Source organism: Paracoccus salsus, from assembly GCF_021556615.1.
In the GTDB taxonomy this organism is placed as follows: domain Bacteria; phylum Pseudomonadota; class Alphaproteobacteria; order Rhodobacterales; family Rhodobacteraceae; genus Paracoccus; species Paracoccus salsus.
The window spans coordinates 78,997-104,682 of sequence record NZ_JAKGGD010000003.1; the positions used below are offsets into that span (position 1 = coordinate 78,997).

Here is a 25,686-nt window from a genome sequence, read left to right on the forward strand (position 1 = left end):
GGCCTCATTCCTTCGCCAGCGCGGCTGCGATGATGCCGCGCTGGATTTCGGTCGATCCGCCATAGATCGACAGTTTTCGGTTGTTCAGCCAGGCGCGGTTCGCACCCAGCATCCCGGCCGCGTCGCGGGGCTGACCCTCGGTCGGCCCGATATCGGACGCCAAAGCCTGCGCCCATGCGCCATAGGCCCGGCGTGTCAACGCATCCACGCGCTGGCGGATCTGGGTGCCCTTGATCTTCAGCATGCTGCTTTCGGCGCCAGGGACACGGCCGTGCGCCGCCATCGACAGCATCCGCAGATTGGTCGTCGCGAGCGCCATCAACTCGATCTCCAGCGCGGCGATTTCGGCTGCGAAAAGCGGGTCCTCGGACAGCGACAGGTTGATGATCGTCCCGCCCGCAGCAGGGCCGCCGGCGGGGAACCGGATCGATCCGCGACGTGTTTGGAAAAGCGGCGCTGCCCCTGACGGCAGCGCATTGATTTCAGCGACCGCCGATGCTGAGTTGATCTCGGGAGCGGAACCCATGGCAGGCTTGGCCCCGACCTGCTCCTGATCGGAGACTTCCGCCGTGGCGTCTCTCCAGGCTATCGGGGCCACTTCAAACCCTTCCAGTGCATAAAGCTTTTCTGAGCCGCTGCCGTCATTGTTCAGAACCATGCGAACGATAACGTTCTGCCCGTCGATTTCGGCCAATGCCACGGCATAGGCGCGCTGTGGCATGTCGGAGTTGTAGACCACAGACGATTGAAGCAGATCAGGAATCGCACCGGCGAGACGCAGGCGGCCCGCAGGGAAAGATCCCGAGAAGACCTTGCGGGCCGTCCGGCTGATCGTGACCGCCTCCCCGCTTTCGGTTCGGTATTCGCCCTTGGCATCCGAGATCTTTGCCAGTGCACCCTGCCGATTCTCGACGGCGGCCGAGGCAGAGACAGGAACTTGGCGCAGGATCATGTCGCCATTCAGGGAGGCTGGCGCGGCACGACCACCCTTGTCAAATGCAGATTGCCCAATTTCTACGCCGTCCGCGTCAGATTCCAGCGCAGCCGCGATCTCGTCATTCGTCATCGACGCCGGGTCCAGCCCGCGCGCCTGCAGCGTCTTATTCAGGGCCGCGCGCGCCGGGTCCGGCCCCTGCCCCTCAGGATAGCGGCCGGCCACGGTGGACCTGGCCTCGCGCCACGCGCCGGAGATTGTCCAGCGCGGCGGTCGCGAAGCCGACACCGGCAATGTTCGTCCGCTCATGCGTCAGCAGATACTTGGCGCAGGTCCAGCCGTCATTCTCCTGGCCGACGAGATTGCCGATGGGCACCTTCACAGCGTCGAAGAACACCTCGTTCACCTCGGCCGTGCCGTCCAGCAGCACGATGGGCCGGACCGAGACTCCGGGGCTTTTCATGTCGATCAGCAGGAACGAGATGCCCTTCTGCTTCTTGCCCTCGGTCGAGCTCCGCACCAGGCAGAAGATCATGTTGGCGTAGTGGCCAAGTGTGGTCCAGGTCTTCTGGCCATTGACGACATAATGGTCGCCCTCGCGCCGGGCGCGCGTCCGCAGGCTGGCCAGATCCGAACCTGATCCCGGCTCGGAATAGCCCTGGCACCACCAGTCCTGACCGCTCAGGATGCGCGGCAGCCAGTGGTCCTGCTGCGCCTTGCTGCCAAAGTCCTGCAACACCGGACCCAGCATCGCGATCCCGAACGGCACGATGCGCGGGGCGTGGGCCAGCGCGGATTCCTCTTCGAAGATGTGGCGCTGGATGGGGGTCCACCCGCCACCACCGAATCTTTCGGGCCAGTTTCCGGACAGCCAGCCGCGCGCGTTCAGCCTGGCGTGCCAGCCCTCCATCTCGGCCTTGGTCAGGCCCTGGTGCAGGCGCACCTTGTCGGCCAGAGCAGGATCAAGTTCGGCCTTGAGAAAGTCCCTGACCTCATCGCGGAACGCCTGTTCCCCGGCCGTAAAGCGCCGATCCATCAAAGGATCTCGAGCAGTCCGGCGGCGCCCTGCCCGCCGCCGACGCACATCGCCACGACGGCCCATTTCTTGCCGCGCCGCTGGCCTTCGCGCAGGATATGGCCGGCGAGGCGCGCGCCGGTCATCCCGAACGGATGGCCGATCGAGATCGCGCCGCCATTCACGTTGTATCTTGCGGGGTCGATTCCCAGCGTATCGCGGCAATACAGGCACTGGCTGGCGAACGCCTCGTTCAGTTCCCACAGGTCGATATCCTCGACCTTCAGCCCCGCCCGCTGCAACAGGCGCGGCACCGCGAGCACCGGGCCGACACCCATCTCGTCGGGCGCGCATCCGGCGACGGCAAAGCCGCGAAAGGCGCCAAGCGGCTTCAGCCCCTCGGCGGCGGCAAGGTCGGCCTCCATCACCAGCAGGGCGGCGGCACCGTCCGAAAGCTGCGAGGCGTTGCCGGCCGTCACGAAATTGCTGCCACCGCGAACCGGCTCAAGCCCGGCCAGCGCCTCAAGCGTCGTGCCGGGACGGTTGCCCTCGTCCGAGGACAACGTGACCTGTTCCTTGCGCGTCTCGCCACTGGTCTTGTCGGTGACGGATCTGGTGACGGTGATCGGCACGATCTCGTCGTCGAACAGCCCGGCATCCTGTGCGGCGGCGGTGCGCGACTGGGACTGGAGCGCATAGTCGTCCTGCGCGCCACGCGTGATGCCATAGCGTCCGGCGACGTTGTCGGCCGTCTCGATCATGGTCATGTAAAGATCAGGGCGGTTCTGTTCGATCCAGTCCTCGCGCGAATGACGCACGGGCGGCTGCACCAGCGAAATGCTTTCCACCCCGCCCACCAGCACGGCCCGGGCGCCCTCGTGCGCGACCATCTGCGCGCCCATCGCCAGCGCCTGAAGCCCCGAGGCACAGAAGCGATTGACGGTGGAGCCGGCGACGCTGTCCGGCAGGCCGGCCCGGATCACGGCCTGACGGGCGATATTGCCGCCGGTGACATATTCGGGATAGCCACAGCCCCAGATGCTGTCCTCGATCAGCGCCGGGTCCAGGCCCGCGCGGTCCACCACGGCGCGCGTGACATGGCCGGCCAGCACCGCGCCATGCGTCATGTTGAAGGCACCGCGCTTGGCCTTGCCGATTGCGGTGCGTGCGGTCGAGACGATAACCGGCTGTTTCACGAGGGCTTCCCTTGGTTCAGATCGGCAAATCGACGGTTTTTCGAGGCCAGTTCGCGCAGCAGCGGCGCAACGTGCCAGAAATGGTCATCCTGAGCGGCGAAGCGTTCGATATCGGCGACGACCGCCGCCAGCCCTCGGGCGTCGGCCCAATGCATCGGGCCGCCGCGCCAGCGCGGGAATCCATAACCGTTCAGCAGCACCACATCGACATCCAGCGGCCGCGCGGCGATGCCGTCACCGACGACCCTCGCGCCCTCGTTGACCATCGCCGCCATGTAGCGGGCCACGATCTCGTCGTCGTCGAACAGGCGCGGGCTGATCCCCAGCTCGGCGCGGACCTGCTGCAGCAACCCGGCCAGATCCGGGTCGGGGCGGCCCTTCGGGCTGTCCTCGTCATAGAGATAATAGCCGCGCCCGGTCTTGCGCCCCAGCCGGCCCAACTCATACAGCCGGTCGGCAAAAACCGGAACGCGGTCGCGTGGATCGCGCGTCGCGGCCTTTCGCTGGCGCGTCAGGTAGCCGATATCCAGGCCCGCCAGGTCCGACACCGCATAGGGTCCCATCGCGAAGCCGAAATCGGTCAACGCGCGGTCGATCTGACAGGGCGAGGCGCCATCCAGCACCATCGCGTCGGCCGCAGCCCGGTAATGCGACAGGATCCGATTGCCGATGAACCCGTCGCAGACGCCTGCCCGCACGGCAATCTTGCGCAGCCTTTTCGCCAGCGCGAAGCCGGTCGCCACCACGTCGGGCGCGGTCTGGTCGGCCGGGACCACCTCCAGCAGACGCATGACATGGGCCGGCGAGAAGAAATGCAGACCGATCACGTCCTGCGGACGGCGGGTCGCCCCGGCAATCCGGTTCACGTCCAGGTACGAGGTGTTGGTGGCAAGCACCGCGCCCCGTTTCGCGACCCGGTCGAGCCGGGCGAAGACCTCGTCCTTGACCTCGATCCGTTCGAACACGGCCTCGATGATCAGGTCGGCCTGCGCCAGCGCGTCATCGTCGCAGACCGCACGGAAGGCATCGCCCAGCATCGCGCCGCGCCGGTCGGCGGACAGCTTGCCACGCGTGACCGAGCTGTCCAGAATTTTCGCGACGCCGGAAGCGGCTTTCCCGGCAGCCTCGGCGTCGCGCTCGACCAGCGTGACGTCAAGCCCCGCAAGCAGCGCCGACGCCGCGATGCCCGCCCCCATCGTCCCACCGCCGATCACCCCGATGCGCTCGACAGGGCGCGGCGCAACATCGTCAAATTCGGGAAGATGCGCGACCGCACGCTCGGCGAAGAACGCATGGATCAACGCGGCGCGTTGCGGGCTGGCCATCAGTTCGATGAATTTCTCGCGCTCCTGGGCGATGCCCTGATCGAAGGGCACGGACAGCCCTTCGACGACCGCGTCGATGGCGCGGGCCTGCGCGATCTCGCCCGGAGCCGTCTTCGCGAATTCTGCCCGCATCCTGTCGGTCAGCGCGGGGTCCGGCCGCGGCGGCGGCCGATCCGCGGTCCGTCGCGGCGCGCGTCCGGCGATTTCCCGCGCAAATTCCATCGCCGCGGCGGTCGGATCGCCTTCGGCCACGTGGTCCACAAGACCCAACTCAAGCGCCTCGTCCGCGCCGATCCGCCGGGCCGATGTGATGATGTCCAGCGCCGCAGACAGCCCGATCAACCGCGGCAGACGCTGCGTGCCGCCCGCGCCCGGCAGAAGGCCAAGCGTCACCTCGGGGAGACCGAACCGCGTGCCCGGCGCCGCGATCCGGGCGTGGGCGCCAAGGGCAACCTCCAGCCCGCCACCCAGCGCGGTGCCGTGGAGGGCGGCGACCACGGGCTTTGCGCATGCCTCGATCGCCGCGATCACATCGGGAAGATGCGGCCGCGCCGGCGGTTTGCCGAACTCCGAGATATCCGCCCCCGCAATCCAGGTCCGCCCCGTGCACAATATCACCCCGGCGGTCGCGTCGGGGTCGCCCGACAGCGCCCCGACCGCATCCATCAGGCCGGCGCGCACCGCCTGCGATGTCGCGTTGACCGGGGGATTGTCGATGGTGATGACGCCCACGACGCCTTCGCGATGATAGCTGACGGTCATCGGCTTGCCTTTCTCATTCGTCCAGCGCGCCGGCCCATGCCGTCGCACCCTCTTGTCCGATCATGCGCTGCAGTTGCTGCACGGTCTGGCGAAGCCTTGGTCCGACATCGGCGTGAATCCGGTCGATCGGCAGCGCATCGTCCAGCGCACCGCACGAGAACGACACCGGCCCGGCCAGCCGCGAGGACCGGAACGGCACCGACACCGCCGAAATGTTGCGTGAGTGGCGCAGGCCCGGCGGGATAACGGCATAGCCCTGTTCGATCAGCTGGTCGCGACCCTCGCGACGCAGATCGGACAGCGCCCCGCCATCCAGCGGCCCAGGCGGATGGTCCTGCATCAGCCGGGCGAATTCGTCGCCTGTGCTCGCCGCCAGGATGGCGAGCCCTGAGGAGGAGCCCGCGATCGGTATTCGGTGCCCGACATCCAGCCAGATCGAGGCGGCGTGCCGGGGCCGCCATGTGCGCATCAGCGCCACCTTGTCGCGATCGCGCACGGCGAGCAGCACCATCGTTCCGGTTTCGTCGGCCAGCGCCTGCATCATGTCCTGCGCGGCATCCAGAAACGACAGCGAGGCCGCCGCCACATGCCCCATCGCCAGCAGCGTCGGGCCCGGTCGATAACGGTCGTTGCGCTGCGGCTGGGTCAGGTAGCCCATGCAACCCAGCGTGAAGGTCAACCGCGAGACGGTGGATTTCGGAAGACCCGTGCGTTCCGCGATCTGCGCATTGGTCAGCCCGTCATCGCCCGCCCGGAACGCGCGCAGCACGGAAAGCCCCCGCGCCAAGGTCGTGGCGAAGTTGCGGTCTTGTTCGTAGTCCGGCCTGGGTGCGTCTGGCATGGTCACATGGTCCCCGGGATCAGTGTCGAGATGATCGGGAAAAGGATCAGGATCACCAGCACCAGCACATCGATCATCAGGAAACGCGCGACGCCCGCAAAGATCCGGTCGATGCTGACCTCGCGGGTCACATTGCCGATGACGAACACGTTCAGGCCGACGGGTGGCGTGATCAGCCCGATCTCCAGCAGCTTGACGACGATCACACCGAACCAGATCAGGTCCATGCCGTATCCCTCGACCAGCGGCACCATGAAGGGCAGGGTCAGGACCAGGATGCCGATCGGGTCCAGGACCATGCCCAGGGCCAGATAGATCACGACCACGACCGCGATCATGGTGAAATGGGACAGGCCGGCATTCTCGACCCAGCCGAGGACGGCGCCGGCGCTGCCGGTCAGGGCCATGAAGCTGACAAAGATCTTGGCGGCTGCGGCGATCAGGAAAATGGCTGCGGTCTGGACCAGGCTTTCACGGATCGCCCGCCACAGCACATCCAGGGTCAGCCTGCGCTGCGCGAATCCGATCCCGACCGTCAGAACGACACAGACCGCCGCGGCCTCGGTTGCGGTCAGGAGGCCGCCAGAGATGCCGCCGACGATCACGACGAACGGCAGCATGGCCGGCCAGGCGGCGAGGGCGGCCTCGGACCGGCTGGCCTCGGCCGCTTCGGCGCGCGGCGCGGCATCGGGGTGCCGGCCCACCCACCACGCGATGACCAGCAACATCGCGGCCAGCGACAGCAGTCCCGGCAGGATGCCCGCCAGAAACAGCTTGGCAATCGAGGTCTCGGTGAAGATCCCGTACAGGATGAAAAGTACCGAGGGAGGGATCAGCGACCCCAGCGTGCCGCCGACCGCGACAGAGGCCGTGGCCAGCTTGGGATCATACCCCAAGCGCAGCATCTCGGGCACGCAGATCCGGCCCATGGTCGAGGCGCAGGCGATGGACGATCCGGAGATCGCGGAAAATCCCCCGCACCCCACGACCGAAGCCATCGCCGCCCCGCCCGGCAGCGGTCGCAGCCAGACCGCCGCGGCGTCATAGATGCGGGTCGTGATCCCGGCATAGAACGCGATGTTCCCCAGCGCGATGAACAGCGGAACCATCGAAAGGTCATAGGAATGGATCAGTTCGAAGACGTTCGAGAACACCACCGAACTGGTGGGATTGATCGCCCGTTCGGCCGACCAGTCGCCGGTCCGCGTCGCGTAAACCAGGAAAATCCCCAGCGTGGAGACCCCTGCCAGAGCAAAGGCGATCGGCACGCGCAGCGCCAGCAGAACCAGCACCAGGCTCAAGGCGGGAATGCCGATGGACGCGGGATCCATCTCAGACCGCCTCCTGTCCCTGTTCGTCGCTGATCGTGCCGGTGGCCCGGTACTCGCTTGCGTCCGCGACCAGCATCATCGCGATCCGCATCCACATGATCACCATTCCGGCCAGGAACAGCGTGATCCCGGGCCAGCGCGGCAGGTTCAGATCACCATGGTAGAACGCGCCCGATTCCCAGACCTGCATCAACACGCGCAAGGACGCATGGATCAGCGGCAGCAATGCCAGCAATGCGATTCCATGGCCCATGAGGATCAGGCGCGCGCGCACCGAAACCGGCATGCGATCGCTGAGGAAGGTGACGGCGACATGGGCGCGCGCGGCGGTGGCCGCAGCCAGCGGCAACACGATGGCTGCCACCATCAGCTCGCGCACAAGGATGATGGCGTCGGGAATGCCGCTGCCCGACAGGCCGCGCAGCACGACATTGCCAAAGATCACCGCGCATAGCAGGATCAGCGCCAGCATGCCCAGATCCAGCAAGGTCCGCTCGATCACCCGCATCGGATCAGCCGCGTTTCCAGGGGCAGCCCTGTTCGGCAAGCTCGTCGTCATGGTGCCGGGTCAGGCCGCGATAGTCGTCAAGGATCGCCTGTCCGTCCAGACCGGACGCGTTCGCCCTTTCCACCCGGTCATCGGCGTGTCTCTGAGCGGCCCGAACCAGCTTGGCGCGCGTTTCCCCGGGCAGCGTCACGATCTCTTTTCCCTGATCGTCCCGAATCCGGATCGAGGCGCTGCTCGCGGCACCGATCACCCGGCCGAACGCGTCTGCAAGCCCTGCGCCAGCGGCCAAGATCGCCTGCTGCTGATCCGGGGGCAGCCCGTCGAAAACGGACCTGTTCATCAGGATGCCCATCCCACCGAGCTGGCCCCCGTCGATGAAGGTGTAGCTGTCGAACGCCTCGTCGGATTTCAGCGCCTTGACCAGGCCGGAACCGGTCTGAGCAAGGTCGACGAGCCCGCGTTCAGGCCCCTTGAAGCCAGGCTGCATCGCCGCCGTCGCGTGGGTGGCGACACAGACAGGATTCTGGGCCGCAAGGTTCGCCCTGGCCTGATCGTTGTTTCGTATCAGCGCATCGGTCGCCTTCATGCCAGCCCAGGCGTCGGGATTTTCCGGCGGCAGGTCCGCAATGCCGTCGCTGATCGTCTCTTGCGGTAGCCAGACAGCGATCACGCTGCCCGGATCGGCCGCGCCGAGATGCGGGGACCACACCGCAGCCTGCTCCGACACCAGCGCGCCGCCGCAGTTGATGTCCGGCGTCAGATCGCGCCCGGTCAGTTCCGGGACGCCGTCAGCGAACCATTGCGTGACCTCGGCCCTTGCCCCACGATTGGGTCCTGGCTCGCCATGAATCGGCGTTGCTTGCCCCAGCGCGGGAAGCATTGTCGTCACACTCAGCCCTGCCGCGATGCAGCTGGTCCGGAAGCTCCGGTTGCTGGACATGTCGGACACCTCGCGATTTTACCATGCAGGTTACGGTTCCGCAGTGCGGAATACAACTGCGAATTGACCTGAACGTGACCCGCAGCTATCTGGCAGTTTCACCTCAGACAACCGATGCTGCCCCCATCACAGACGGAGACCTTCATGCCGCCACGCACCCGCTGCCTTTCGCTTGTCATGGTGCTCGCCGTCGCCGGCGCTGCTCCGGCCGCTGCACAAGACGACCGTCCCTTCACCGCCGCCGATATCGAGGCTGCGGACTATGACGGCGGAGCCCTGCCGGCCGGCAGGTCGGCGCTGACCGCCAGGGTCCAGGTGCTGCTGGACCGATCGGGCACCTCGCCGGGGGTCATCGACGGCTTCAAGGGCGGGATGAGCCAAAGCGCGATCATGGCGTTCGAGAGGCGTTCGGGGCTTCCGGTTGATGGGGTCATGGATCCGCATGTCTGGAACCTGCTGCAAAGCTTCTCGTACGAGCCGATCACGATGGATTATACCATAACCGCCGAGGACGCCGAGGGTTTGGTGGATGAAATCCCCGAGGATTATGCGGACAAGGCAAGGATGTCCTCGATGGGCTTCACGAGCATCGCCGAAAAGCTGGGCGAGCGGTTTCACATGGACGAGAAGTTTCTGGCTTTCCTCAATCCCGGTGCAAGGCTCGAGCCCGGCACGACGATCAGGGTCACCGACCCGGGCTCGTCCATCCGGGGCGAGGTGACGCGGATCATCGTGGACAAGGCCACCCGCCGCGTCGCGGCCTACAACGCGAATGGCAGGATGCTGGTGGACTATCCGGCCACGATCGGATCGGACGCAACCCCCTCGCCATCCGGGGATCACCACGTCGTCACGGTGGCGCTTGACCCCAACTATACCTACAACCCGGCGCGCAATTTCAAGCAGGGCGACAATGACAAGGCACTGATCGTGCCGCCGGGTCCGAACGGCCCGGTCGGGTCGGTCTGGATCGACCTGTCGAAGCCAAGTTACGGCATCCACGGAACACCGACGCCCTCGCGCCTGTTTCACAACCAGTCGTTTGGCTGTGTGCGGCTGACGAACTGGGATGCGCGGGAGCTGGCGGGAATGGTGAAGGGTGGCGTTACATCGGTCGAATTCCTGCAGCCCGGCGTCACGATCGCCCAGGCGACCGGGGTCAAGACTGCGCCCCCCGTCCAGACCAGCGAACCACTGACACCAGTCGCGACCGCGCCGTCCGACGCGACCCATGCGGTCGCACCGGCCGTTCCGCTTGGCCTCTCGGATGCAGACATGCAGCCCCGGCAAGCCGGCACGCCAGATCGCGTCTACGAGAACACGTCGGAAGAATCCGCCGAGGCGTTGGCACCTGACAGCGCCAGTGATCTGCTCAGCGACGCCCTCTCGGGCGCGTTGCCCGAGGGATTCGTGGTTCCGCCGCTGGATGGCCGGCCGTGACGATCCGCCCGGTCGTGTCGCTGCTGCTGTGCCTCTCTGCGGGGCTCGCATCGGCGCAGGACCGGCCCTCAGCGCCGCGACCCGATGGCCTTGGACCGGCGGCCGCTTCGCAAGCGCCGGCACCCCGACCCGGATCGTCGCGGCCACCTCGGAAGCCCGTCGAGCCAGGGCAGGCAGCAGCCCAGACCGAGAACACGGCCCCGACAGCGCAAGGAGCCCCCGGAACCCGGGACGACGCGCCGTCAGATCCCGCGTCAGATCCCGCGTCAGATCCCGCGTCAGATCCCGCGTCCGAGCACCGCGAGGTCTTCGGGCCGCCGCCTCCTCCGCGATGGTGGATGCTGCGCGAATCCGATCAGGACTATGCGGCGTGTCGGCTGTCGCTGGCCTTGCTGGGCACGGCCTACCAGGAGCTGCCTCCGATTACCGACCAGGACAACCGCGATTGCGGGATCGCCAGGCCAATCCGCGTGAGCCAGATCCTGCCCGACCTGGCGCTGGACGGCGATGCCGTGATGCGCTGCGATACGGCGCGGGGCCTTGGCTTCTGGGCTCGCGATTTCCTGCGCCCTGCCGCTGCCACCCTGTCCGGCGCGCCCCGCGTGACCGGAATGCAGCTTGGCACGACCTATGATTGCCGGGGACGCATCGGGTCGGGCGCAGCCGAACCTGTCCTGTCGCAGCACGCCCATGGCACCGCGATCGACATCGCGGCCTTCCGGTTCCAGAACGGAGAGGTGCTGCCGGTTGCACCGCGCCGCGACGACGGCGACCGGCCCGAGGCATTCCAGCGCGCGGTCCGCAGCGCGGCCTGCCTGTTCTTCACGACGGTTCTCGGACCCGGTGCGAATGCCGCGCACGATGACCACCTGCATCTGGATCTTGCCGCCCGGAGCCGCGGCTGGCGGCTGTGCCAATAGACCTCAGCGACTCATCTGCTCCATGTCCAGATAGGTCGCGTCAAAGCGCGCCAGGCCTGACAGCCCCGTCCAGTCGAGAATTTTCACGTCCGCCCCCGACCAGGTGATCATCCCGCGATCACGCAGGTCACGCACCGCGCGGTTCACATGAATAGGCGAATATCCCAGAATATCGGCCAGTTCTCGCTGCAGCAATGGCAGCGAGAACCGATGGTCCCCGGCCGCCCCGACCGCGTTGAGGCGCGTGTAGATCTCGCACAGCAGATGGGCCAGATGCGCGCTGGACCGCAACGAGGCGGCCGCGACCAGCCACTGCCGATGAACCGCGGCGTCGATCAACGTCGCCATCCACAGAAGCCGGGTCAGGTGCGGAAAGTTCTCGGTTATGTCGATCAGTTGATCATGGCTGACGAATTCGACCTCGACCGGGCCGACTGCAACCACGGAATGTTCCAGTCCGGCCAGCACGAAGCCGTGCAGATCGACGAAATCACCGGGCACATGCAGCGCGGTGATGACCCGTTCCTCGGGCCGGCCGACCAACTGGTGGGATCGCGCCGACAGCCCCCGCAGCATCATGCAGCTGCGTTGCGCAATGCGATCCACGGGCACGATCACCTCGCCCGGCGCAAAGGTTTCGTTCTCGGTCCGCAGCGCGCGCAGGCGCGACAGATCCTCGGCCGAAAGCGTGTCACGCCGTTGAAGGTACCGGATAAAGTAATCGGTGATTGCCATTCCGCCCCTTCCTTGCAGGCGCCGGACATTTGCAAATCGTGCCATCGCGCACAAGGACCCGGGAAGAAAGACTAACATTCATTAATCGCAGGCCTAGCCTGATTGCGCTATCCCGCGCCGCGAACCGCTGCACGGGGCCGGGCAGGCGTCCGAAGCGCTTCTGCCAGCGCGGCGAAACTTTGCGCGATCCCGTCGCTTTTCAGGGTCACGAACTCATCAAGCTGGGGATAAAGCTTCACGGCCTCGTCAAGCTTCGGGTCAGAGCCCGGAGCATAGAGCCCGGCCCGGATCATCAACTCTGATTCGGTATAGGCGCCAAGCGCAGCCCGCGCCTTTCCGATCATCCCGTTCTCGTCGGGCGACGCGGCGTCGGGCAGCGACCGGGAAACCGAGCGCACGACATCGATCGCCGGAAAGCGCCCGCGCTCGGCGATGCTGCGCTCAAGCACGATATGACCATCAAGCGTCCCGCGCAGGATATCCGCGATCGGTTCTTCCATGTCGGACGCCGCGACCAGGACGCTGAAGATGCCGGTGATGTCGCCCTCTCCCGCAAGCCCCGGACCGGCGCGTTCAGCCAATGCCATGATCAGGTTCGAGACCGAAGGCGGAAAGCCGCGATAGCTGGGTGGTTCGCCGGCGGCGAGGGCGATTTCGCGATGCGCCTCGGCAAAACGCGTGATCGAATCGGCAAGCAGAAGCACGTGCTTGCCCTGATCACGGAAATGCTCGGCCACCGCCATGGCCGCCCAGGCGCAGCGCCGCCGGATCAGCGGCGAGCGGTCCGAGGTCGCGGTCACGATCACCGCACGCGCCATGCCCTCGGGACCAAGCGTCTTGTCCACGAATTCCCGCAATTCTCGCCCGCGCTCTCCGATCATGGCGATCACCACCACGTCCGCCTCCACGCCGCGCGCCAGATTCGACAGAAGCGTGGATTTGCCCACACCTGAACCGGCGAACAGCCCGATCCGCTGGCCGGCAACCAGCGGCAACAATGTGTCGAATACGGCCAGCCCGGTCGGAAGCCGCGCGCCGAGCCGCTTGCGCCGCACCGCCGGCAGCGCTTCGCACCGGAACGGGCGCGGTTCGATCCCGCGGGGCAACGGTCGCCCGTCCAGCGGCTGCCCCAGGGGATCGATGATTCGCCCGATCCATCCATCACATGGCGACATCGTCGGAGCGAACAGCAGCTCGGCCTCGGCGCCGACCGACAGCCCTTCGGTATTCCCTTCGGGCAGCACTTCGGCATAGCGCGGCGCAAGCCCCACGATCTCGCCGGAAACCTCTCCATTCTGCAACGAAATCAAGACCCGGTCACCAACCGAGGCATGTCCGTTCAGGCCCTCGACGCTGATCAGCCCTGCCCGGATGGATTGCACGCGGCCAAAGTGGCGCGCAACGCGCAGTGTCCGGATTCGATGGGCGATCGATTCAAGTTTATCCATTTCGCGTCTCTCCCGTCCGGCGCCAATTCGGCCCCACGAAACGGTTTCTAAACCAATTGGGGTTAAGACCCGGTTATCGCCAATGAGGAGAAGCCTCATGTTTGAGAAAATTGAGATGATGCGAATGGCCCGCGCCATGGGCCACCACGTCGCGACGCGCCAGACCATCGTCGCGCGCAATATCGCGAACGCCGACACCCCTGGCTATAAGGCCCAGGACGCGCAGGCGTTCGAAGACAGCTATCGTCGGCGCGACGATATCCCGACCCTGCGGACATCGGATGCGCGGCACCTGCCGACACCCGAATGGTCGCCCGCCGCAAGCCGTCCCCTGGTTCAGCCCGCTGCCGTCTCGCCGAACGGCAACTCGGTCTCGATCGAGGATGAGATGCTGAAGGCCGCACAGCTGAAGCGCGAACACGACCTGTCGCTTGGCATCTATCGCTCGGCGCTGGATCTGATGCGAGTCAGCATCGGCCGCCGGGCCTGAGGGAAAAATTCATGACCGAACCCGTATCCTCCCTGCAGTTGTCGGCGTCCGGGATGCGCGCGCAAAGCGAACGCCTGCGCCGCACCGCCGAGAATATCGCCAACACCGACACGCCCGGCTACCGGCGCAAGCTGGTCACCTTTGATGAAGCGGTCCGTTTCGGCCGGCGCACCGGCGAGGTCGAGGCATCGCGCACGATCCTGGACCGGACGGAGTTGCCGCGCATCTACGACCCCTCGCATCCGATGGCCGACGAGCAGGGCTATTATCTTGGCTCAAACGTCAACCTGGTGGTCGAGATCGCCGATTCCCGCGAGGCTGGCCGAAGCTACGAAGCCAATCTCAAGATGTTCGAACAGACCCGGCAGATGGGCTCGTCCCTTCTGGAACTTCTGCGTCGCTGAAAGGATTTTCCATGATTACCAGCATGAATGCCGCAAACGCCTATACCGCAGCCCGCAACGCGGTTCAGCCTGGCACCCCGACCGGCCCGTCGCCGGTGGAAAGGCTGGGCGAGGCCGCCGAGGATTTCGCCGCCCAGATGGCGCAGGTCGACGCGGTGTCAACCGGCGCGATGACGGGCAAGACCGAAACCCATCAGCTTGTCCAGACGATCGCCGAGGCGGAGCTGGCGATGGAGACGGTCGTGGCGATCCGCGACAAGGTCGTCGAGGCCTATCAGGAAATCCTGCGGATGCCGGTCTGAACCATGAGCGAGACCCTGCTCTTCGACATGCTTCGCCAGGCGCTGATGATCGCGGTACGCATCTCGGCGCCGATGCTGGGCGTGGCCCTGGTGGCTGGCGTGGTGATCGGACTTTTCCAGGCACTGACCTCGGTGCAGGAAATGACGCTGACCTTCGTTCCCAAGGTCGGCCTGATGCTGGTCGTCTTCTGGGTGACCATGAGCTTCATGACCACCGCTCTGTCCGATTTCTATCTCGGTCAGATCATTCCCCTCATCGCCGGAAGCTGAGCCATGGACAACGCGATCTACGCAACACTGAGCCGGCAAACCGGCCTGATGAACGAAATGCGCGTTGTCGCAAACAACATCGCCAATGCCAACACCACCGGGTTTCGGCGCGAAGGCGTGATTTTCGCAGAGCATCTGGCCGCGCTGGACCACCGCGGTGACACGCTGTCGATGGCCCATGCCCGCGGCCGGCTGGTCGATCTGGGCCAAGGGGTGCTGACGCAGACCAACGGCACGTTCGACCTCGCGATCGAGGGCGAAGGTTTCTTCATGCTGGACACACCCGCCGGCCCGCGTCTGACCCGTGCCGGCGCCTTCATGCCGTCCGCCGAGGGCGAGCTGATGTCGGCGGACGGCCACAGATTGCTGGACGAAGGCCAGGCGCCGATCATCATCCCCGCCGGCGCCAGCAAGGTTGCGGTGGGGGCCGATGGCACGATGTCGGCCAATGGCGTCACTTTCGGCCGCATCGGTGTCTTTGCGCCTCCCGAGGATGCGCAGATCACCCATGACGGCGGAACCAGCTTTGCCGTGGACGCCGATCCGGAACCCATCGAGGACGCGCGCGTCAGACAGGGCTTCCTCGAGGAATCCAACGTCGATTCGGTCTTCGAGATCACCCGCATGATCGAGGTCCAGCGCGCATACGAACTGGGCCAGTCCTTCCTTGATCGCGAGGATCAGCGGATCCGCAACGCGATCACCTCCATGACCCGCTGAGAGGAACCGCTATGAGAGCATTGCAAATCGCCGCCACCGGAATGAGTGCACAGCAGACCCGCGTCGAGGTCATCTCGAACAACCTCGCCAACATGTCGACCACCGGATACAACGCCCGCCGCGCCGAGTTCGCCGACCTGCACTACCAGCAGGCGACGCGCCCCGGCACCGTCACCGCAGCAGATGGCACCATCATCCCGGCCGGTGTGCAGCTTGGCCTTGGCGTCCGACCCAGCGCGGTCAGCATTAACCTGCAACAGGGATCGCTCAGCCAGACCGGCGGCGATCTGGACATAGCGATCGACGGCGACGGCTATCTGGAGGTAACCCTGCCTTCGGGACTGTCAGGCTACACGCGCGACGGCGGGCTGAAACGATCCGCCGACGGCCAGATCGTGACCTCGGACGGCTATCCGGTTGTGCCAGGCATCACCATCCCCGACGACGCGCGGTCGATTTCGATCAGCGCCGGTGGCGAAGTCTATGCCTATTTCAACGACCGCGTCGAACCCGAACAGCTTGGTCAGTTCACCCTTGCCGGCTTTGCCAATGAAAAGGGGCTCGAAGCGATCGGCTCGAACCTGTTTCTGGAAACCGCCGCCTCGGGCGCCGCGCAGATCGCAGGTCCGGGCCAGGAGGGGCTGGGGACCATGCGGCAGGGCTATCTTGAGGAAAGCTCGGTCGATGCGGTGCGCGAGATCACCGAACTGATCAAGGCACAACGGGGATACGAGCTGAACGCCAAGGTCATCACCGCCGCCGACCAGATGCTTGGCGCAACCACGCAGGTGCGCTGATGATCCGCGCGCTCGTGCTTCTTCTGCTGCTGCCCTTCCCGACCCAGGCGGGTGTGCTGGCTGCTGCCCGCACCCTTCCCGCCGGTACGGTCATTGGCCCGGCCGATCTGCGCGCCGTGGACAGCGACCGCCCGGGCCTCAGCGATCCCTCGCTGGCCATCGGGCTGCAGACCCGGATCACCATCTACGAGGGGCGGCCGATCCATGCCAATCTCTTGCAGGCACCAAGGCTGGTCTCGCGCAATCAGATCGTGCGTCTGACCTTCCGTCGCGGCGCGCTGCGGATCGAGACGGAAGGACGCATCATGTCCGATGGCGCCGAAGGCGATCTGGTCCGGGTGATGAACCTCACCTCGCGCAGCACGATCACCGCGCGCGTGTTGGCCGACGGCAGCGTCGTGGCCGGAAACTGACGGAAAAGAACAGGCTCAAACCCATGAAACATGTACATCTTGTCTGCATCCTCCTGGCGTTGGGGGCGTGTTCGCGGGCGGCGAATATCGGGCAGCCGCCGACCTTGACCTCGCCGCGCGACAGCGAGGAATTCATCGCCATGACAAACCCGCCACTCGAGATCCCGGTCGATTCGGGCCGTCCAGAGGCCGCGGCGTCGCTGTGGGCGGGAACCACGTCATCGCTGATCAGCGACCGACGCGCCGCGACCCGGGGCGACATCCTGACTGTCACGATCCAGATCGACGATCGCGCGGAGATCAGCAACAGCTCGGGCCGGTCGCGTGCCGCGGACGATAATGTCAGTCTCTCGCAGATGGCCGGCATCCCCCAACGACTGGGCGACAAGCTGCCCGAGGGGGCAAGCTTCGACAATCTCGCGGAGGCGTCATCTTCCTCAAGCTACAAGGGCAGCGGCAATATCAGCCGCCGTGACAAGCTGACCTTGCGGGTGGCGGCGACGGTGATCGACCGGCTTCCCAACGGCACGCTGCAGATCGAGGGCACGCAAGAAGTGCGGGTCAATTACGAGCTTCGCGAACTGACCGTTTCAGGCTTCGTACGCCCGGCCGACATCGATCGAAACAATGAGATCCAGTACGACCGGATCGCAGGCGCCCGCATTTCATACGGAGGGCGCGGCCAGATCACCGATGTCCAGCAACCACGCTATGGACAGCAGATCGCCGACATCCTGCTTCCCTATTGAGGCTGCGCCACATGAAGAAGATCCTTTCCCTGATCCTGCCCATCGCGGCGCTGACTGCCGGCATCGCGGGTGGAGAGATGCTGCGCCCGGCGACGACGGCCGATGCCGCCACCAGTTCAGCCGAGCACGGCGAGGCGCAACCCGCTGAAGGGGACGCGACCGAAACACATGCCGCGTCCGAGAAAGGCGGCGGTGGCGGCTCTGCCGCCGCGGCTGACGGTCATGGCAAAGAGGCACCGGCGGGCGATGCCTGGTTCACGTTTCCATCGCAGTTCTTCGTGCCGATGATGCGCAACGGCGATATGGGCGCCATCATGATCCTGACCCTCAGCTTGGAAACCTCCAGCGACAAGCTGGAGCCGATGAAAGTGCAGGAACATCGGTTGCGTGATGCGCTGCTGCGCCAGTTGATGATCCATGCGAACACGGGCGGCTTCGACCGGAATTTCACATCCGAGGCAAGCATGCGCACGCTGCGAGAAAGGCTTCTGGCTGCGGCGCAAGCCGCGACAAGCTTGCCGGTCAACGCGGTGCTGATCGAGGATATCGCACGACAGGGCACGTGAGAATGCCCGGACCGGTGCTTATGCGTCGGTCCATTGCGCTTTGGCGCGTCGCGCTGCAGAAGGTGGCGTCGTTGCCTAGGGACCGCAAACGTGTCGGACGCTTCCATTCATCACTCGCCGCAGATACTGGTTCCGCTCACCGGCCCGAACCTGAAGCGACGCCTCGCCCGAAACGAAGTCACGATCCTGCTGGCAAGCTATCAGGGCGCCGCATACATTGAGGCGCAGCTTGACAGCATCGCCAGTCAGAGTTTTCGGGACTGGCGGCTGCTGGTTTCGGATGATGGGTCAAGCGACGGCACACAGGCGATCGTCACCCGTTTCGCGAAACGCCATCCGCGCGGTCGCGTTCGGCTTGTCACTGGCCCGGGGCTGGGCGCGACGCGGAATTTCCTGCATCTTGTCGAGAACGCGCCGGACGGCGAGATGCTGGCCTTCTGCGATCAGGACGATGTCTGGTTCTCGGACAAGCTGGCGCGTGCTGTCCGCGCCCTTGCCGAGGTCGAGGGCCCCGGACACTACGCCGCACGGACGATCATCACCCGGAGCGATCTTCGGCCGGCAGGCGGATCGCGGCGCTTCGCCCGCCCCTTCGGCTTTCGCAATGCGCTGGTCCAGGCGTGCATGGCCGGCAACACCTCGGTGTTCAACGCACAGGCTGCCGAGTTGCTGAAGGCTGGTGTCCCCGCCGCACGGCTTGCCGATGTCGAATCTCATGACTGGTGGGCCTACCAGTTGACCTCGGGCGCCGGCGCCCGGCTGATCCATGACCCCCAGCCCGCACTCTTCTACCGCCAGCACGGGCGCAGCGTGATGGGTCGCAACGATACCGCGGCGGCGATGGCGACACGCTTTGGCAAGCTGTTCGCGGGCGAGTACGGCAACTGGGTCGGGGCCAACCTGGCGGCATTGATGCCCATGCGAGACCGGCTCACCCCCGAGAACAGGGCCATCCTGGAAGCTTTCCATGACGCGCTGAGGTTGCCCGGGCCGCTGGCGGCGCAGCGGCTGCGCGGACTGGGCCTGTATCGACACACAACCGTGGGCACGGCCGCGCTGCTCGCCGCCGCGACGATGGGCCGGCTGCGTCAGCCTCGCTCGCCAAGAAGCCCGAGAAGATAGGTCCCGTAATCGTTCTTGGCGAATTTCGCTGCGCGCGCACGCAGATCCTCGGCGCTGATCCAGCCCGCTTCGAAGGCGATTTCTTCGGGACAGCCCGTCTGAAGACCCTGCCGGTTTTCCAGAGTCCGCACGAAATTTCCCGCGTCCAGCAGGCTGGCATGCGTCCCGGTGTCAAGCCAGGCGAAACCGCGACCCATCTTTTCGACCGTGAGGGCGTCGTCTGCCAGATAGCTTTCCAGCAGCGTTGTGATTTCCAGTTCGCCGCGTTCGGACGGCTTCACGTTCGCCGCGCGCCGCGGTGCAGTTCCGTCAAGGAAGTAAAGCCCGGTCACCGCATAATTCGACGGCGGTCGAGCGGGTTTTTCGATGATCGCGCGCACCCGGCCATCGGCGTCGAAATCGACGACGCCATAGCGTTCAGGATCGCCTACCCGGTAGCCGAAGACGGTGCCGCCCTCGGGCCGCTGATCGGCAGCCTTCATCAGCAGCGGCAAGCCGTGGCCGAAGAAGATGTTGTCGCCCAGGACCATGGCGGACGGGCTGCCGGCCAGAAAATCCTCGGCCAGAAGATAGGCCTGGGCCAGCCCATCCGGCGAGGGCTGCACGATCCATTCGAAGCGCAGCCCCCACTGGCCACCGTCGCCGAGAAGCCGCTGGAACTGTGTCTGATCCTCGGGCGTGGTGATGATCGCGATTTCGCGGATGCCTGCCAGCATGAGCACGGTGATCGGATAATAGATCATCGGCTTGTCGTAGAGCGGCAGCAGCTGCTTCGACACGCCCATGGTGATGGGATACAGCCGTGTCCCCGAACCGCCGGCCAGGATGATGCCCTTGCGCTGTATCATGTCGTCTGCTCCAGCCTTGCCAGCACATCGGCCAGCCCCTTGCGCCAATCCGGGCGCCTGATGCCGAAATCGCGCGCAATCGCATCGCAATTCAGCCGCGAATTGGCCGGCCGTCTTGCCGGCGTCGGATAGTCCGATGTCGCGATCGGGCGGACATGGCATGTCAGGCCCGCCTCGGCGAAGATCCGTGATGCGAAATCGGCCCAACTGGTGTCCGGCGCGGCGGTGAAATGATAGATGCCGCCACGGGTTCGATCGGACAGCATCGTCTGCCCCATCGACAACAGCGCCGCCGCGATATCCGCGGCCGGCGTCGGCCCACCGATCTGGTCGGCCACGACGGCAAGCTCGTTACGCTCGGCGCCAAGACGCAGCATGGTTTTCACGAAGTTCGAGCCATGCGCGGAAAAGACCCACGAGGTTCGCATGATGGCGTATTGGCAGCCCGCTGCTGCGACGGCCTGCTCGCCGGCCAGCTTGGTTGCGCCGTAGACGCCGAGAGGGCCGGTCGGGGCATCCTCGGCGCGTGGCGCATCGCCGCTGCCATCGAACACGTAATCGGTCGAGATATGCAGGAATGGCACGCCCAGCCCGGCCGCCGCCCGGGCCATCGCGGCAGGCGCTTCGGCATTGGCGATGCGCGCGAGATCGGCGTCGGATTCCGCGCGGTCCACCGCCGTGTAGGCGGCGGCATTGATGATGATGCCGGGTCGTGCGGCGCGTATCGCCGCAGCGCAACCCTCGGGGTCCGACAGGTCGGCCCGATCGCGGCCCAGAAAGCACGCGGAAGGAGCAAGCAGCGCAAGCTCTTGCGCCACCTGCCCAGTCCGGCCAAAGACCAGCAGCCCGTCCATCATGCTGTCCCCAGCCGCTTGCCCACACCATCGCGCGTCAGCAGTGGCTGCCACCAGTCGCGGTTGGCCAGATACCATTCGACCGTGCGCCGCAGCCCCTCTTCGACCGTGACCGATGGACGCCAGCCCAGTTCGTCGCGGATCCGCGTCGGGTCGATCGCATAGCGGCGATCATGGCCCGGCCGATCCGTCACGAAGCTGATCAGCCGGTCATGCGGCGCGCCCGAGGCGTTCAGATCGTCCATATGCGCGCAGATCGTACGCACGAGATCGATGTTGCGCGCCTCGTTCTCGCCGCCGATATTGTAGCTGCGCCCGATGCGGCCCTTTTCCAGCACCAGCAGCAGGGCATCCGCATGATCCTCGACATACAGCCAGTCGCGGATATTGCCGCCATCGCCATAGACGGGGATCGGTTCGCCGGCCAGCGCCTTGAGGATGACGACCGGCACCAGCTTTTCCGGGAAGTGATAGGGCCCGTAATTGTTCGAGCAGTTCGTCATCACCACCGGCAGGCCATAGGTTTCGTGCCAGGCCCGCACAAGGTGGTCGGACCCGGCCTTGCTGGCCGAATAGGGACTGCGCGGATCATAGGGCGTGTCCTCGGTGAACTGGCCGGTCTCGCCCAGTGAACCGAACACCTCGTCGGTCGAGATATGGTGAAAACGGAACCCGGCGGGCCGTCCCTCCCGCTGCCACCAGGCGCGCGCGGCCTCGAGCATGTTGAACGTGCCGATGACATTCGTCTCGATGAAGGCGGCCGGGCCGTCGATCGACCGATCGACGTGGCTTTCCGCCGCCAGGTGCATGACCGCGTCGGGTCGGTGCTGCGAGAACACGCGGTCCAGTTTCTGCCGGTCGCGGATATCGACATGCTCGAAGCGATAGAGATCGCTGTCCGACACCGGCGCGACATTGGCCAGATTGGCGGCATAGGTCAGCGCGTCCAGATTGACGATCTGGTGGCCGCGCGCGACCGCCAGCCTGACCACCGCAGATCCGATGAAGCCCGCACCGCCTGTTACAAGGATCTTCATGCCGTGCCCTCGAATCTGAAAGGCGTTGTCCAGTCCGCGAAAGCGGGGGCGTCGCGGTCCTTGCCCGACAGGACCGGCTCTGCCACGTTCCAGTCAATGCCAAGGCTGTCCCATCGAACGGCGCCATCGCTGGCCCGGTCGTAATGCGCGGTGCATTTGTAGACCACCTCGGTATCGGGTTCGCGCGTGACAAATCCATGCAGGAAGCCTGGCGGAATCCACAGCTGACGGCCATTCTGGAACGACAGCTCGACCCCGACCCAGTTCCCATAGGTCGGGCTGCCAAGACGCGCATCGACGGCAACATCGAAAAGTCGCCCGCGGCCGCAGCGCACCAGCTTGCCCTGTGCATGCGGGGGCGCCTGATAATGAAGGCCACGCAGCGTGCCCGCCTGATGCGAGAGGGAATGATTGTCCTGGACGAATTCTGGCATCTGAACCCCGGCCTCGGCAAGGCTGCGGCGGTTCCAGCTTTCCGAAAAGAAGCCACGTTCATCGCCGTGACGATCCGGGGTGATGACCAGCACACCGGCTAGGTCGGTCTGTTCAATCTGCATCTGTGAAACCGTTTACGACGAACTTCCCGACCATATAGGCAAGCCTGCCGCCCGAGTCACGCAAGCTGTGCCATATCCGGAGAGATAGCCACACGCGGGAGGCCGAAGAAAGGGGCGCGAGGCATTTTAATGACTTGCATTGTCTCGGCCCGGACACCGCAGATTGAGTCGCATGGCCCATCGCTGTAGAAACATGGCACCCAGTTCCCGGATCCGCGCCAATGTCATTCATCGAAGCATCCCGAATCGCCAATTACCTGACGACGGGCTATTTCGCCGATGCCGGCTATGGCCCCAGCGCGTTCGCGAAGCGCAGCGGAGACGTGTTCAAGGTCTTTCCGGACTTCTCTCGCGGCGCGGACCGCGGCATCGTCGACATCGCGCTGGACGCCTGGACCAGCGTGACGGGGCTGCGGTTTGCCCTGTCCGGCACGGCCCAGGATCACGACATTCGACTGACCGACAGCGACACCGGCGCCTATTCCTTCGGCTACGCCTCGGGCGACGGTGTGCGATTGTCGTCGGTGGTCAATGTCGGTCGCGACTGGATGAACGCCTACGGCACCCAGACCGTCAGCTATTACACCCAGACCTGGATCCACGAGATCGGCCACGCGCTTGGGCTGGGACATGCGGGCGACTACAACGGTTCGGCCAGCTGGGGCGATCGGAATTTCGCGCTGGACAGCTGGCAGATGTCGATCATGTCCTACTTCTCGCCCAGCGAGAATCCGAACGTCTCGGCTGACGATGCCTATGTGCTGACACCGATGCCCGCCGACATCCTGGCGATGCATCGTCTGTACGGGGAACCCGCGACGGAAAGACGCGCCGATATCTATGGGTTCGACGGCAATGCCGAGGGGATCTACGGGGAGTTCGGCGCCCTGCTGGACAGCGGCGCAACCGGGCGACCGGTGATGCTGACCCTCTTCGACGCCGGCGGTCGGGACATGCTGAACCTGTCGCGCACCGATCAGGACCAGCGCATCGACCTGCGGCCCGGCGCATTCTCGGATGTGCTGGGCTGGGTCGGAACTCTTGGCATCGCCTACGGCACCGTGATCGAGAACGCCCGCAGCGGCGCAGGCAACGACCGGATGCTGGGCAATGAGGCCGACAACCGACTGCATGGCGGCGGCGGTGCGGACCGGTTGCAGGGATTGAAGGGAAACGACATTCTGCATGGCGGCGGAGGCAACGACCGGCTGTTCGGCCAGCTTGGCGCAGACACGCTGCGCGGAGGCCACGGCGCGGACTGGCTTGATGGCGGGCCGAACAGCGATCTGTTGTTGGGCGGACGAGGCAACGACACTCTGGCGGGTCAGGCTGGCAACGACCGTCTGCTGGGAAATTCGGGCGCGGACCGCCTGTGGGGCCATGCCGGCTCGGACACGATCTGGGGCGGCTACGGCGACGACATCCTGCATGGGGGCGACGGCAACGACATCCTGCGGGGCGGCCGTGGAAACGATCTGATGACCGGTGGGGCGGGCGAAGACATCTTCGTCTTCCGTCGCGGTGACCAAACATCGGGCCGCGACCTTGACCGGATCACCGACTTCACCCCGGGCAGCGACCTACTGGACCTGCGCAGGTTGGGGCTGGACCAGCTGGTCACCGGGCGGGGCGACCTGGACGAGGGCATGGTTCGGGCTGTCGATCGCAACGACCGGACGCATCTGTTCACGGATCTGGACGGTGACGGCCGGTCCGACCTTCATCTCGTCCTGCTGAACAATGCCGGGATCGGTGTCGACGACTTGCTGATGTAAGCCGCAGCGGCTTGGCAGCAGGCGCCGGGCCATATAGCAATTTGCCATCGTGCCAAGGCAAATGCGGAGTGGATCGTGAGACAATATCTGGATGCCCTGCGCAGCGTGCTGGATCATGGCCTGACCTCGACGGACCGGACCGGGACGGGAACGGTCTCGCGTTTCGGCATGCAGATGCGTTTCGACCTGTCGCAGGGCTTTCCCCTGGTCACGACCAAGAAACTGCATCTGCGCTCGATCATCCACGAATTGCTGTGGTTCCTGTCCGGTGACACCAATATCCGCTATCTCAACGAAAACGGCGTCTCGATCTGGGACGAATGGGCCGATGAAAACGGCGAGCTGGGGCCGGTCTATGGCCATCAGTGGCGACGCTTCGGGGCCGAGCCGGGCTGCGAGGCGCCGGTCGAGGCGGACCAGATCCACAATCTGATGCAGTCGATCCGCGCCACGCCCGACAGCCGCAGGCTGATCGTCTCGGGCTGGAACCCGCTGCAGATGAGCCGGATGGCGCTGCCGCCCTGCCATACGCTGTGGCAGGTGCGCATTCTGGGTGGCAAGCTGCATCTTCAGCTGTATCAGCGGTCGGGCGACATGTTTCTGGGGGTGCCGTTCAACATTGCAAGCTATGCGTTGCTGACCCACATGATCGCGCATGTGGCCGGCTATCAACCGGGCGATTTCATCCACACGATCGGAGACGCCCATATCTACACCAACCACATGGACCAGGTCCGCGAACAGCTGACGCGGCAGCCGCGCGACCTGCCCCGGCTTCGGATCGACCGGCCGGTGTCGGAACTGACGGATTTCCGCTTCGAGGATTTCGTGATCGCGGGCTATGACCCGCATCCCGCCATCAGGGCACCGGTGGCGGTCTGATGGCCAGGCTGACCTTGATCGCGGCGCAGGACCTGAACCGGGCCATCGGGCGCGAGAACACCATCCCCTGGCACGTCCCCGAGGATTTCGCGTTCTTCAAGCAGGAAACGACCGGCGGCGCCGTCCTGATGGGCCGCAAGACCTGGGACAGCCTGCCGCGCAAACCCCTGCCCGGACGCCTGAACGTCGTGATGACCCGGCAGCCCCGGACACCGCAGCCCGGCACGGTCTTCTGTTCCCTGGATGACGCGGTCGGCGTCGCGCGCGAGGCGGGGTATCAGCGGATCTACTGCATCGGGGGCAGCCAGATCTATGGCCAGATGCTGCCGATGGCCGATCGCATCCTGCTTTCCACCGTCGAGACACGGGTCGAGAACCCCGACGCGTTCTTTCCCCTGCTCGACCCCGATGCCTGGGACATCGTCGATGAGCGCCTGCTTCGCGCATCGCACCCGATCTGCCGACTGACCGAGTTCCGGCGCTCTGGCGTGGCCTGAGTCGCGCA

At 65.5% G+C, this 25,686-nt stretch carries 28 protein-coding genes and 1 pseudogene; 15 read left to right on the plus strand and 14 right to left on the minus strand.

What is annotated here, in order from left to right:
* Positions 1-4 precede the first annotated feature (4 nt).
* The 8 genes and pseudogenes from L1965_RS06910 to L1965_RS06945 all read right to left on the minus strand — a co-directional run bounded on the left by L1965_RS06910 (position 5) and on the right by L1965_RS06945 (position 8,852).
* Positions 5-1,159, minus strand: a complete 1,155-nt coding sequence (locus L1965_RS06910; protein WP_235755698.1) for an acyl-CoA dehydrogenase family protein — start codon at positions 1,157-1,159, stop codon at positions 5-7.
* Positions 1,146-1,970 (minus strand): annotated as a pseudogene (locus tag L1965_RS06915) (acyl-CoA dehydrogenase family protein); the annotation flags it as partial. The gene L1965_RS06910 and the pseudogene L1965_RS06915, both read right to left, overlap by 14 nt.
* The gene (locus tag L1965_RS06920; RefSeq protein WP_235755699.1) at positions 1,970-3,145 is read right to left on the minus strand and encodes an acetyl-CoA C-acyltransferase; all 1,176 of its coding nucleotides are present in this window, start codon (positions 3,143-3,145) and stop codon (positions 1,970-1,972) included. The gene L1965_RS06920 and the pseudogene L1965_RS06915, both read right to left, overlap by 1 nt.
* Positions 3,142-5,232 carry an FAD-dependent oxidoreductase gene (locus tag L1965_RS06925; protein ID WP_235755700.1) on the minus strand — a complete coding sequence of 697 codons (2,091 nt, stop codon included), beginning with the start codon at positions 5,230-5,232 and terminating at the stop codon, positions 3,142-3,144. The genes L1965_RS06920 and L1965_RS06925 overlap by 4 nt, the downstream gene beginning before the upstream one ends.
* Before the next feature lie 13 nt (positions 5,233-5,245).
* Positions 5,246-6,073, minus strand: a complete 828-nt coding sequence (locus L1965_RS06930; RefSeq protein WP_235755701.1) for an IclR family transcriptional regulator — start codon at positions 6,071-6,073, stop codon at positions 5,246-5,248.
* 2 nt (positions 6,074-6,075) lie between these two features.
* Entirely contained in the window at positions 6,076-7,404 is a 1,329-nt protein-coding gene (locus L1965_RS06935; protein WP_235755702.1) for a TRAP transporter large permease, read from the minus strand.
* Between the two features lies 1 nt (position 7,405).
* Positions 7,406-7,912: a TRAP transporter small permease gene (locus L1965_RS06940; RefSeq protein ID WP_235755703.1), complete on the minus strand. Its 507-nt coding sequence runs from the start codon at positions 7,910-7,912 to the stop codon at positions 7,406-7,408.
* Positions 7,913-7,916: 4 nt separating this feature from the next.
* Positions 7,917-8,852, minus strand: coding sequence for a type 2 periplasmic-binding domain-containing protein (locus L1965_RS06945; protein WP_235755704.1), 936 nt, complete (start codon positions 8,850-8,852; stop codon positions 7,917-7,919).
* A gap of 144 nt (positions 8,853-8,996) precedes the next feature.
* Between L1965_RS06945 and L1965_RS06950 the strand changes: the two genes are divergently transcribed.
* A complete protein-coding gene (locus L1965_RS06950) occupies positions 8,997-10,292 on the plus strand; it encodes a L,D-transpeptidase family protein (protein ID WP_235755705.1) in 1,296 nt (431 codons plus the stop codon).
* Between the two features lie 338 nt (positions 10,293-10,630).
* On the plus strand, positions 10,631-11,212 hold the full coding sequence (locus tag L1965_RS06955; protein ID WP_235755706.1) for an extensin-like domain-containing protein: 582 nt from the start codon (positions 10,631-10,633) through the stop codon (positions 11,210-11,212).
* A 3-nt stretch (positions 11,213-11,215) separates the two neighbouring features.
* Here L1965_RS06955 and L1965_RS06960 read toward each other — a convergent pair whose 3' ends face one another.
* Positions 11,216-11,947 carry a Crp/Fnr family transcriptional regulator gene (locus tag L1965_RS06960; protein ID WP_235755707.1) on the minus strand — a complete coding sequence of 244 codons (732 nt, stop codon included), beginning with the start codon at positions 11,945-11,947 and terminating at the stop codon, positions 11,216-11,218.
* A 107-nt stretch (positions 11,948-12,054) separates the two neighbouring features.
* On the minus strand, positions 12,055-13,395 hold the full coding sequence (locus L1965_RS06965; RefSeq protein WP_235755708.1) for a FliI/YscN family ATPase: 1,341 nt from the start codon (positions 13,393-13,395) through the stop codon (positions 12,055-12,057).
* A 97-nt stretch (positions 13,396-13,492) separates the two neighbouring features.
* Between L1965_RS06965 and L1965_RS06970 the strand changes: the two genes are divergently transcribed.
* The 10 genes from L1965_RS06970 to L1965_RS07015 all read left to right on the plus strand — a co-directional run bounded on the left by L1965_RS06970 (position 13,493) and on the right by L1965_RS07015 (position 19,228).
* Entirely contained in the window at positions 13,493-13,885 is a 393-nt protein-coding gene (locus L1965_RS06970) for a FlgB family protein (protein ID WP_235755709.1), read from the plus strand.
* Between the two features lie 11 nt (positions 13,886-13,896).
* Entirely contained in the window at positions 13,897-14,289 is a 393-nt protein-coding gene (gene flgC, locus L1965_RS06975) for a flagellar basal body rod protein FlgC (protein ID WP_235755710.1), read from the plus strand.
* 11 nt (positions 14,290-14,300) lie between these two features.
* Entirely contained in the window at positions 14,301-14,591 is a 291-nt protein-coding gene (gene fliE / locus L1965_RS06980; RefSeq protein WP_235755711.1) for a flagellar hook-basal body complex protein FliE, read from the plus strand.
* A gap of 3 nt (positions 14,592-14,594) precedes the next feature.
* On the plus strand, positions 14,595-14,861 hold the full coding sequence (locus L1965_RS06985; protein ID WP_235755712.1) for a flagellar biosynthetic protein FliQ: 267 nt from the start codon (positions 14,595-14,597) through the stop codon (positions 14,859-14,861).
* Between the two features lie 3 nt (positions 14,862-14,864).
* On the plus strand, positions 14,865-15,581 hold the full coding sequence (locus tag L1965_RS06990) for a flagellar hook-basal body complex protein (protein WP_235755713.1): 717 nt from the start codon (positions 14,865-14,867) through the stop codon (positions 15,579-15,581).
* Between the two features lie 11 nt (positions 15,582-15,592).
* Positions 15,593-16,378 carry a flagellar basal-body rod protein FlgG gene (flgG, locus tag L1965_RS06995; protein WP_235755714.1) on the plus strand — a complete coding sequence of 262 codons (786 nt, stop codon included), beginning with the start codon at positions 15,593-15,595 and terminating at the stop codon, positions 16,376-16,378.
* Entirely contained in the window at positions 16,378-16,791 is a 414-nt protein-coding gene (flgA, locus tag L1965_RS07000; RefSeq protein ID WP_235755715.1) for a flagellar basal body P-ring formation chaperone FlgA, read from the plus strand. Before flgG ends, flgA begins: the two co-directional genes overlap by 1 nt.
* Positions 16,792-16,814: 23 nt before the next feature.
* Positions 16,815-17,540 carry a flagellar basal body L-ring protein FlgH gene (flgH, locus tag L1965_RS07005; protein ID WP_235755716.1) on the plus strand — a complete coding sequence of 242 codons (726 nt, stop codon included), beginning with the start codon at positions 16,815-16,817 and terminating at the stop codon, positions 17,538-17,540.
* 11 nt (positions 17,541-17,551) lie between these two features.
* A complete protein-coding gene (locus L1965_RS07010) occupies positions 17,552-18,106 on the plus strand; it encodes a hypothetical protein (protein ID WP_235755717.1) in 555 nt (184 codons plus the stop codon).
* 90 nt (positions 18,107-18,196) lie between these two features.
* Positions 18,197-19,228: a glycosyltransferase family 2 protein gene (locus tag L1965_RS07015; protein WP_235755718.1), complete on the plus strand. Its 1,032-nt coding sequence runs from the start codon at positions 18,197-18,199 to the stop codon at positions 19,226-19,228.
* Here L1965_RS07015 and rfbA read toward each other — a convergent pair.
* From rfbA to rfbC, 4 genes are read right to left on the minus strand one after another with little or no spacing between them, the layout of a single operon-like run.
* Positions 19,195-20,076, minus strand: coding sequence for a glucose-1-phosphate thymidylyltransferase RfbA (gene rfbA, locus L1965_RS07020; RefSeq protein WP_235755719.1), 882 nt, complete (start codon positions 20,074-20,076; stop codon positions 19,195-19,197). The genes L1965_RS07015 and rfbA overlap by 34 nt on opposite strands.
* Positions 20,073-20,930 (minus strand): dTDP-4-dehydrorhamnose reductase, encoded by an 858-nt coding sequence (gene rfbD / locus L1965_RS07025; protein ID WP_235756123.1) that lies wholly within the window; start codon positions 20,928-20,930, stop codon positions 20,073-20,075. The genes rfbA and rfbD overlap by 4 nt, the downstream gene beginning before the upstream one ends.
* The gene (rfbB, locus tag L1965_RS07030; RefSeq protein WP_235755720.1) at positions 20,930-21,967 is read right to left on the minus strand and encodes a dTDP-glucose 4,6-dehydratase; all 1,038 of its coding nucleotides are present in this window, start codon (positions 21,965-21,967) and stop codon (positions 20,930-20,932) included. Before rfbB ends, rfbD begins: the two co-directional genes overlap by 1 nt.
* Complete coding sequence (gene rfbC / locus L1965_RS07035) at positions 21,964-22,524, minus strand: dTDP-4-dehydrorhamnose 3,5-epimerase (RefSeq protein WP_235755721.1); 561 nt, start codon at positions 22,522-22,524, stop codon at positions 21,964-21,966. Before rfbC ends, rfbB begins: the two co-directional genes overlap by 4 nt.
* A gap of 221 nt (positions 22,525-22,745) precedes the next feature.
* On the opposite strand from rfbC, the gene L1965_RS07040 reads away from it, so the two are divergent.
* From L1965_RS07040 to L1965_RS07050, 3 genes are all read left to right on the plus strand, one after another.
* Positions 22,746-24,299, plus strand: a complete 1,554-nt coding sequence (locus tag L1965_RS07040; protein WP_235755722.1) for a M10 family metallopeptidase — start codon at positions 22,746-22,748, stop codon at positions 24,297-24,299.
* A 75-nt stretch (positions 24,300-24,374) separates the two neighbouring features.
* Positions 24,375-25,181 (plus strand): thymidylate synthase, encoded by an 807-nt coding sequence (locus tag L1965_RS07045; protein ID WP_235755723.1) that lies wholly within the window; start codon positions 24,375-24,377, stop codon positions 25,179-25,181.
* Positions 25,181-25,678, plus strand: a complete 498-nt coding sequence (locus tag L1965_RS07050) for a dihydrofolate reductase (protein WP_235755724.1) — start codon at positions 25,181-25,183, stop codon at positions 25,676-25,678. Before L1965_RS07045 ends, L1965_RS07050 begins: the two co-directional genes overlap by 1 nt.
* Positions 25,679-25,686: the final 8 nt, after the last annotated feature.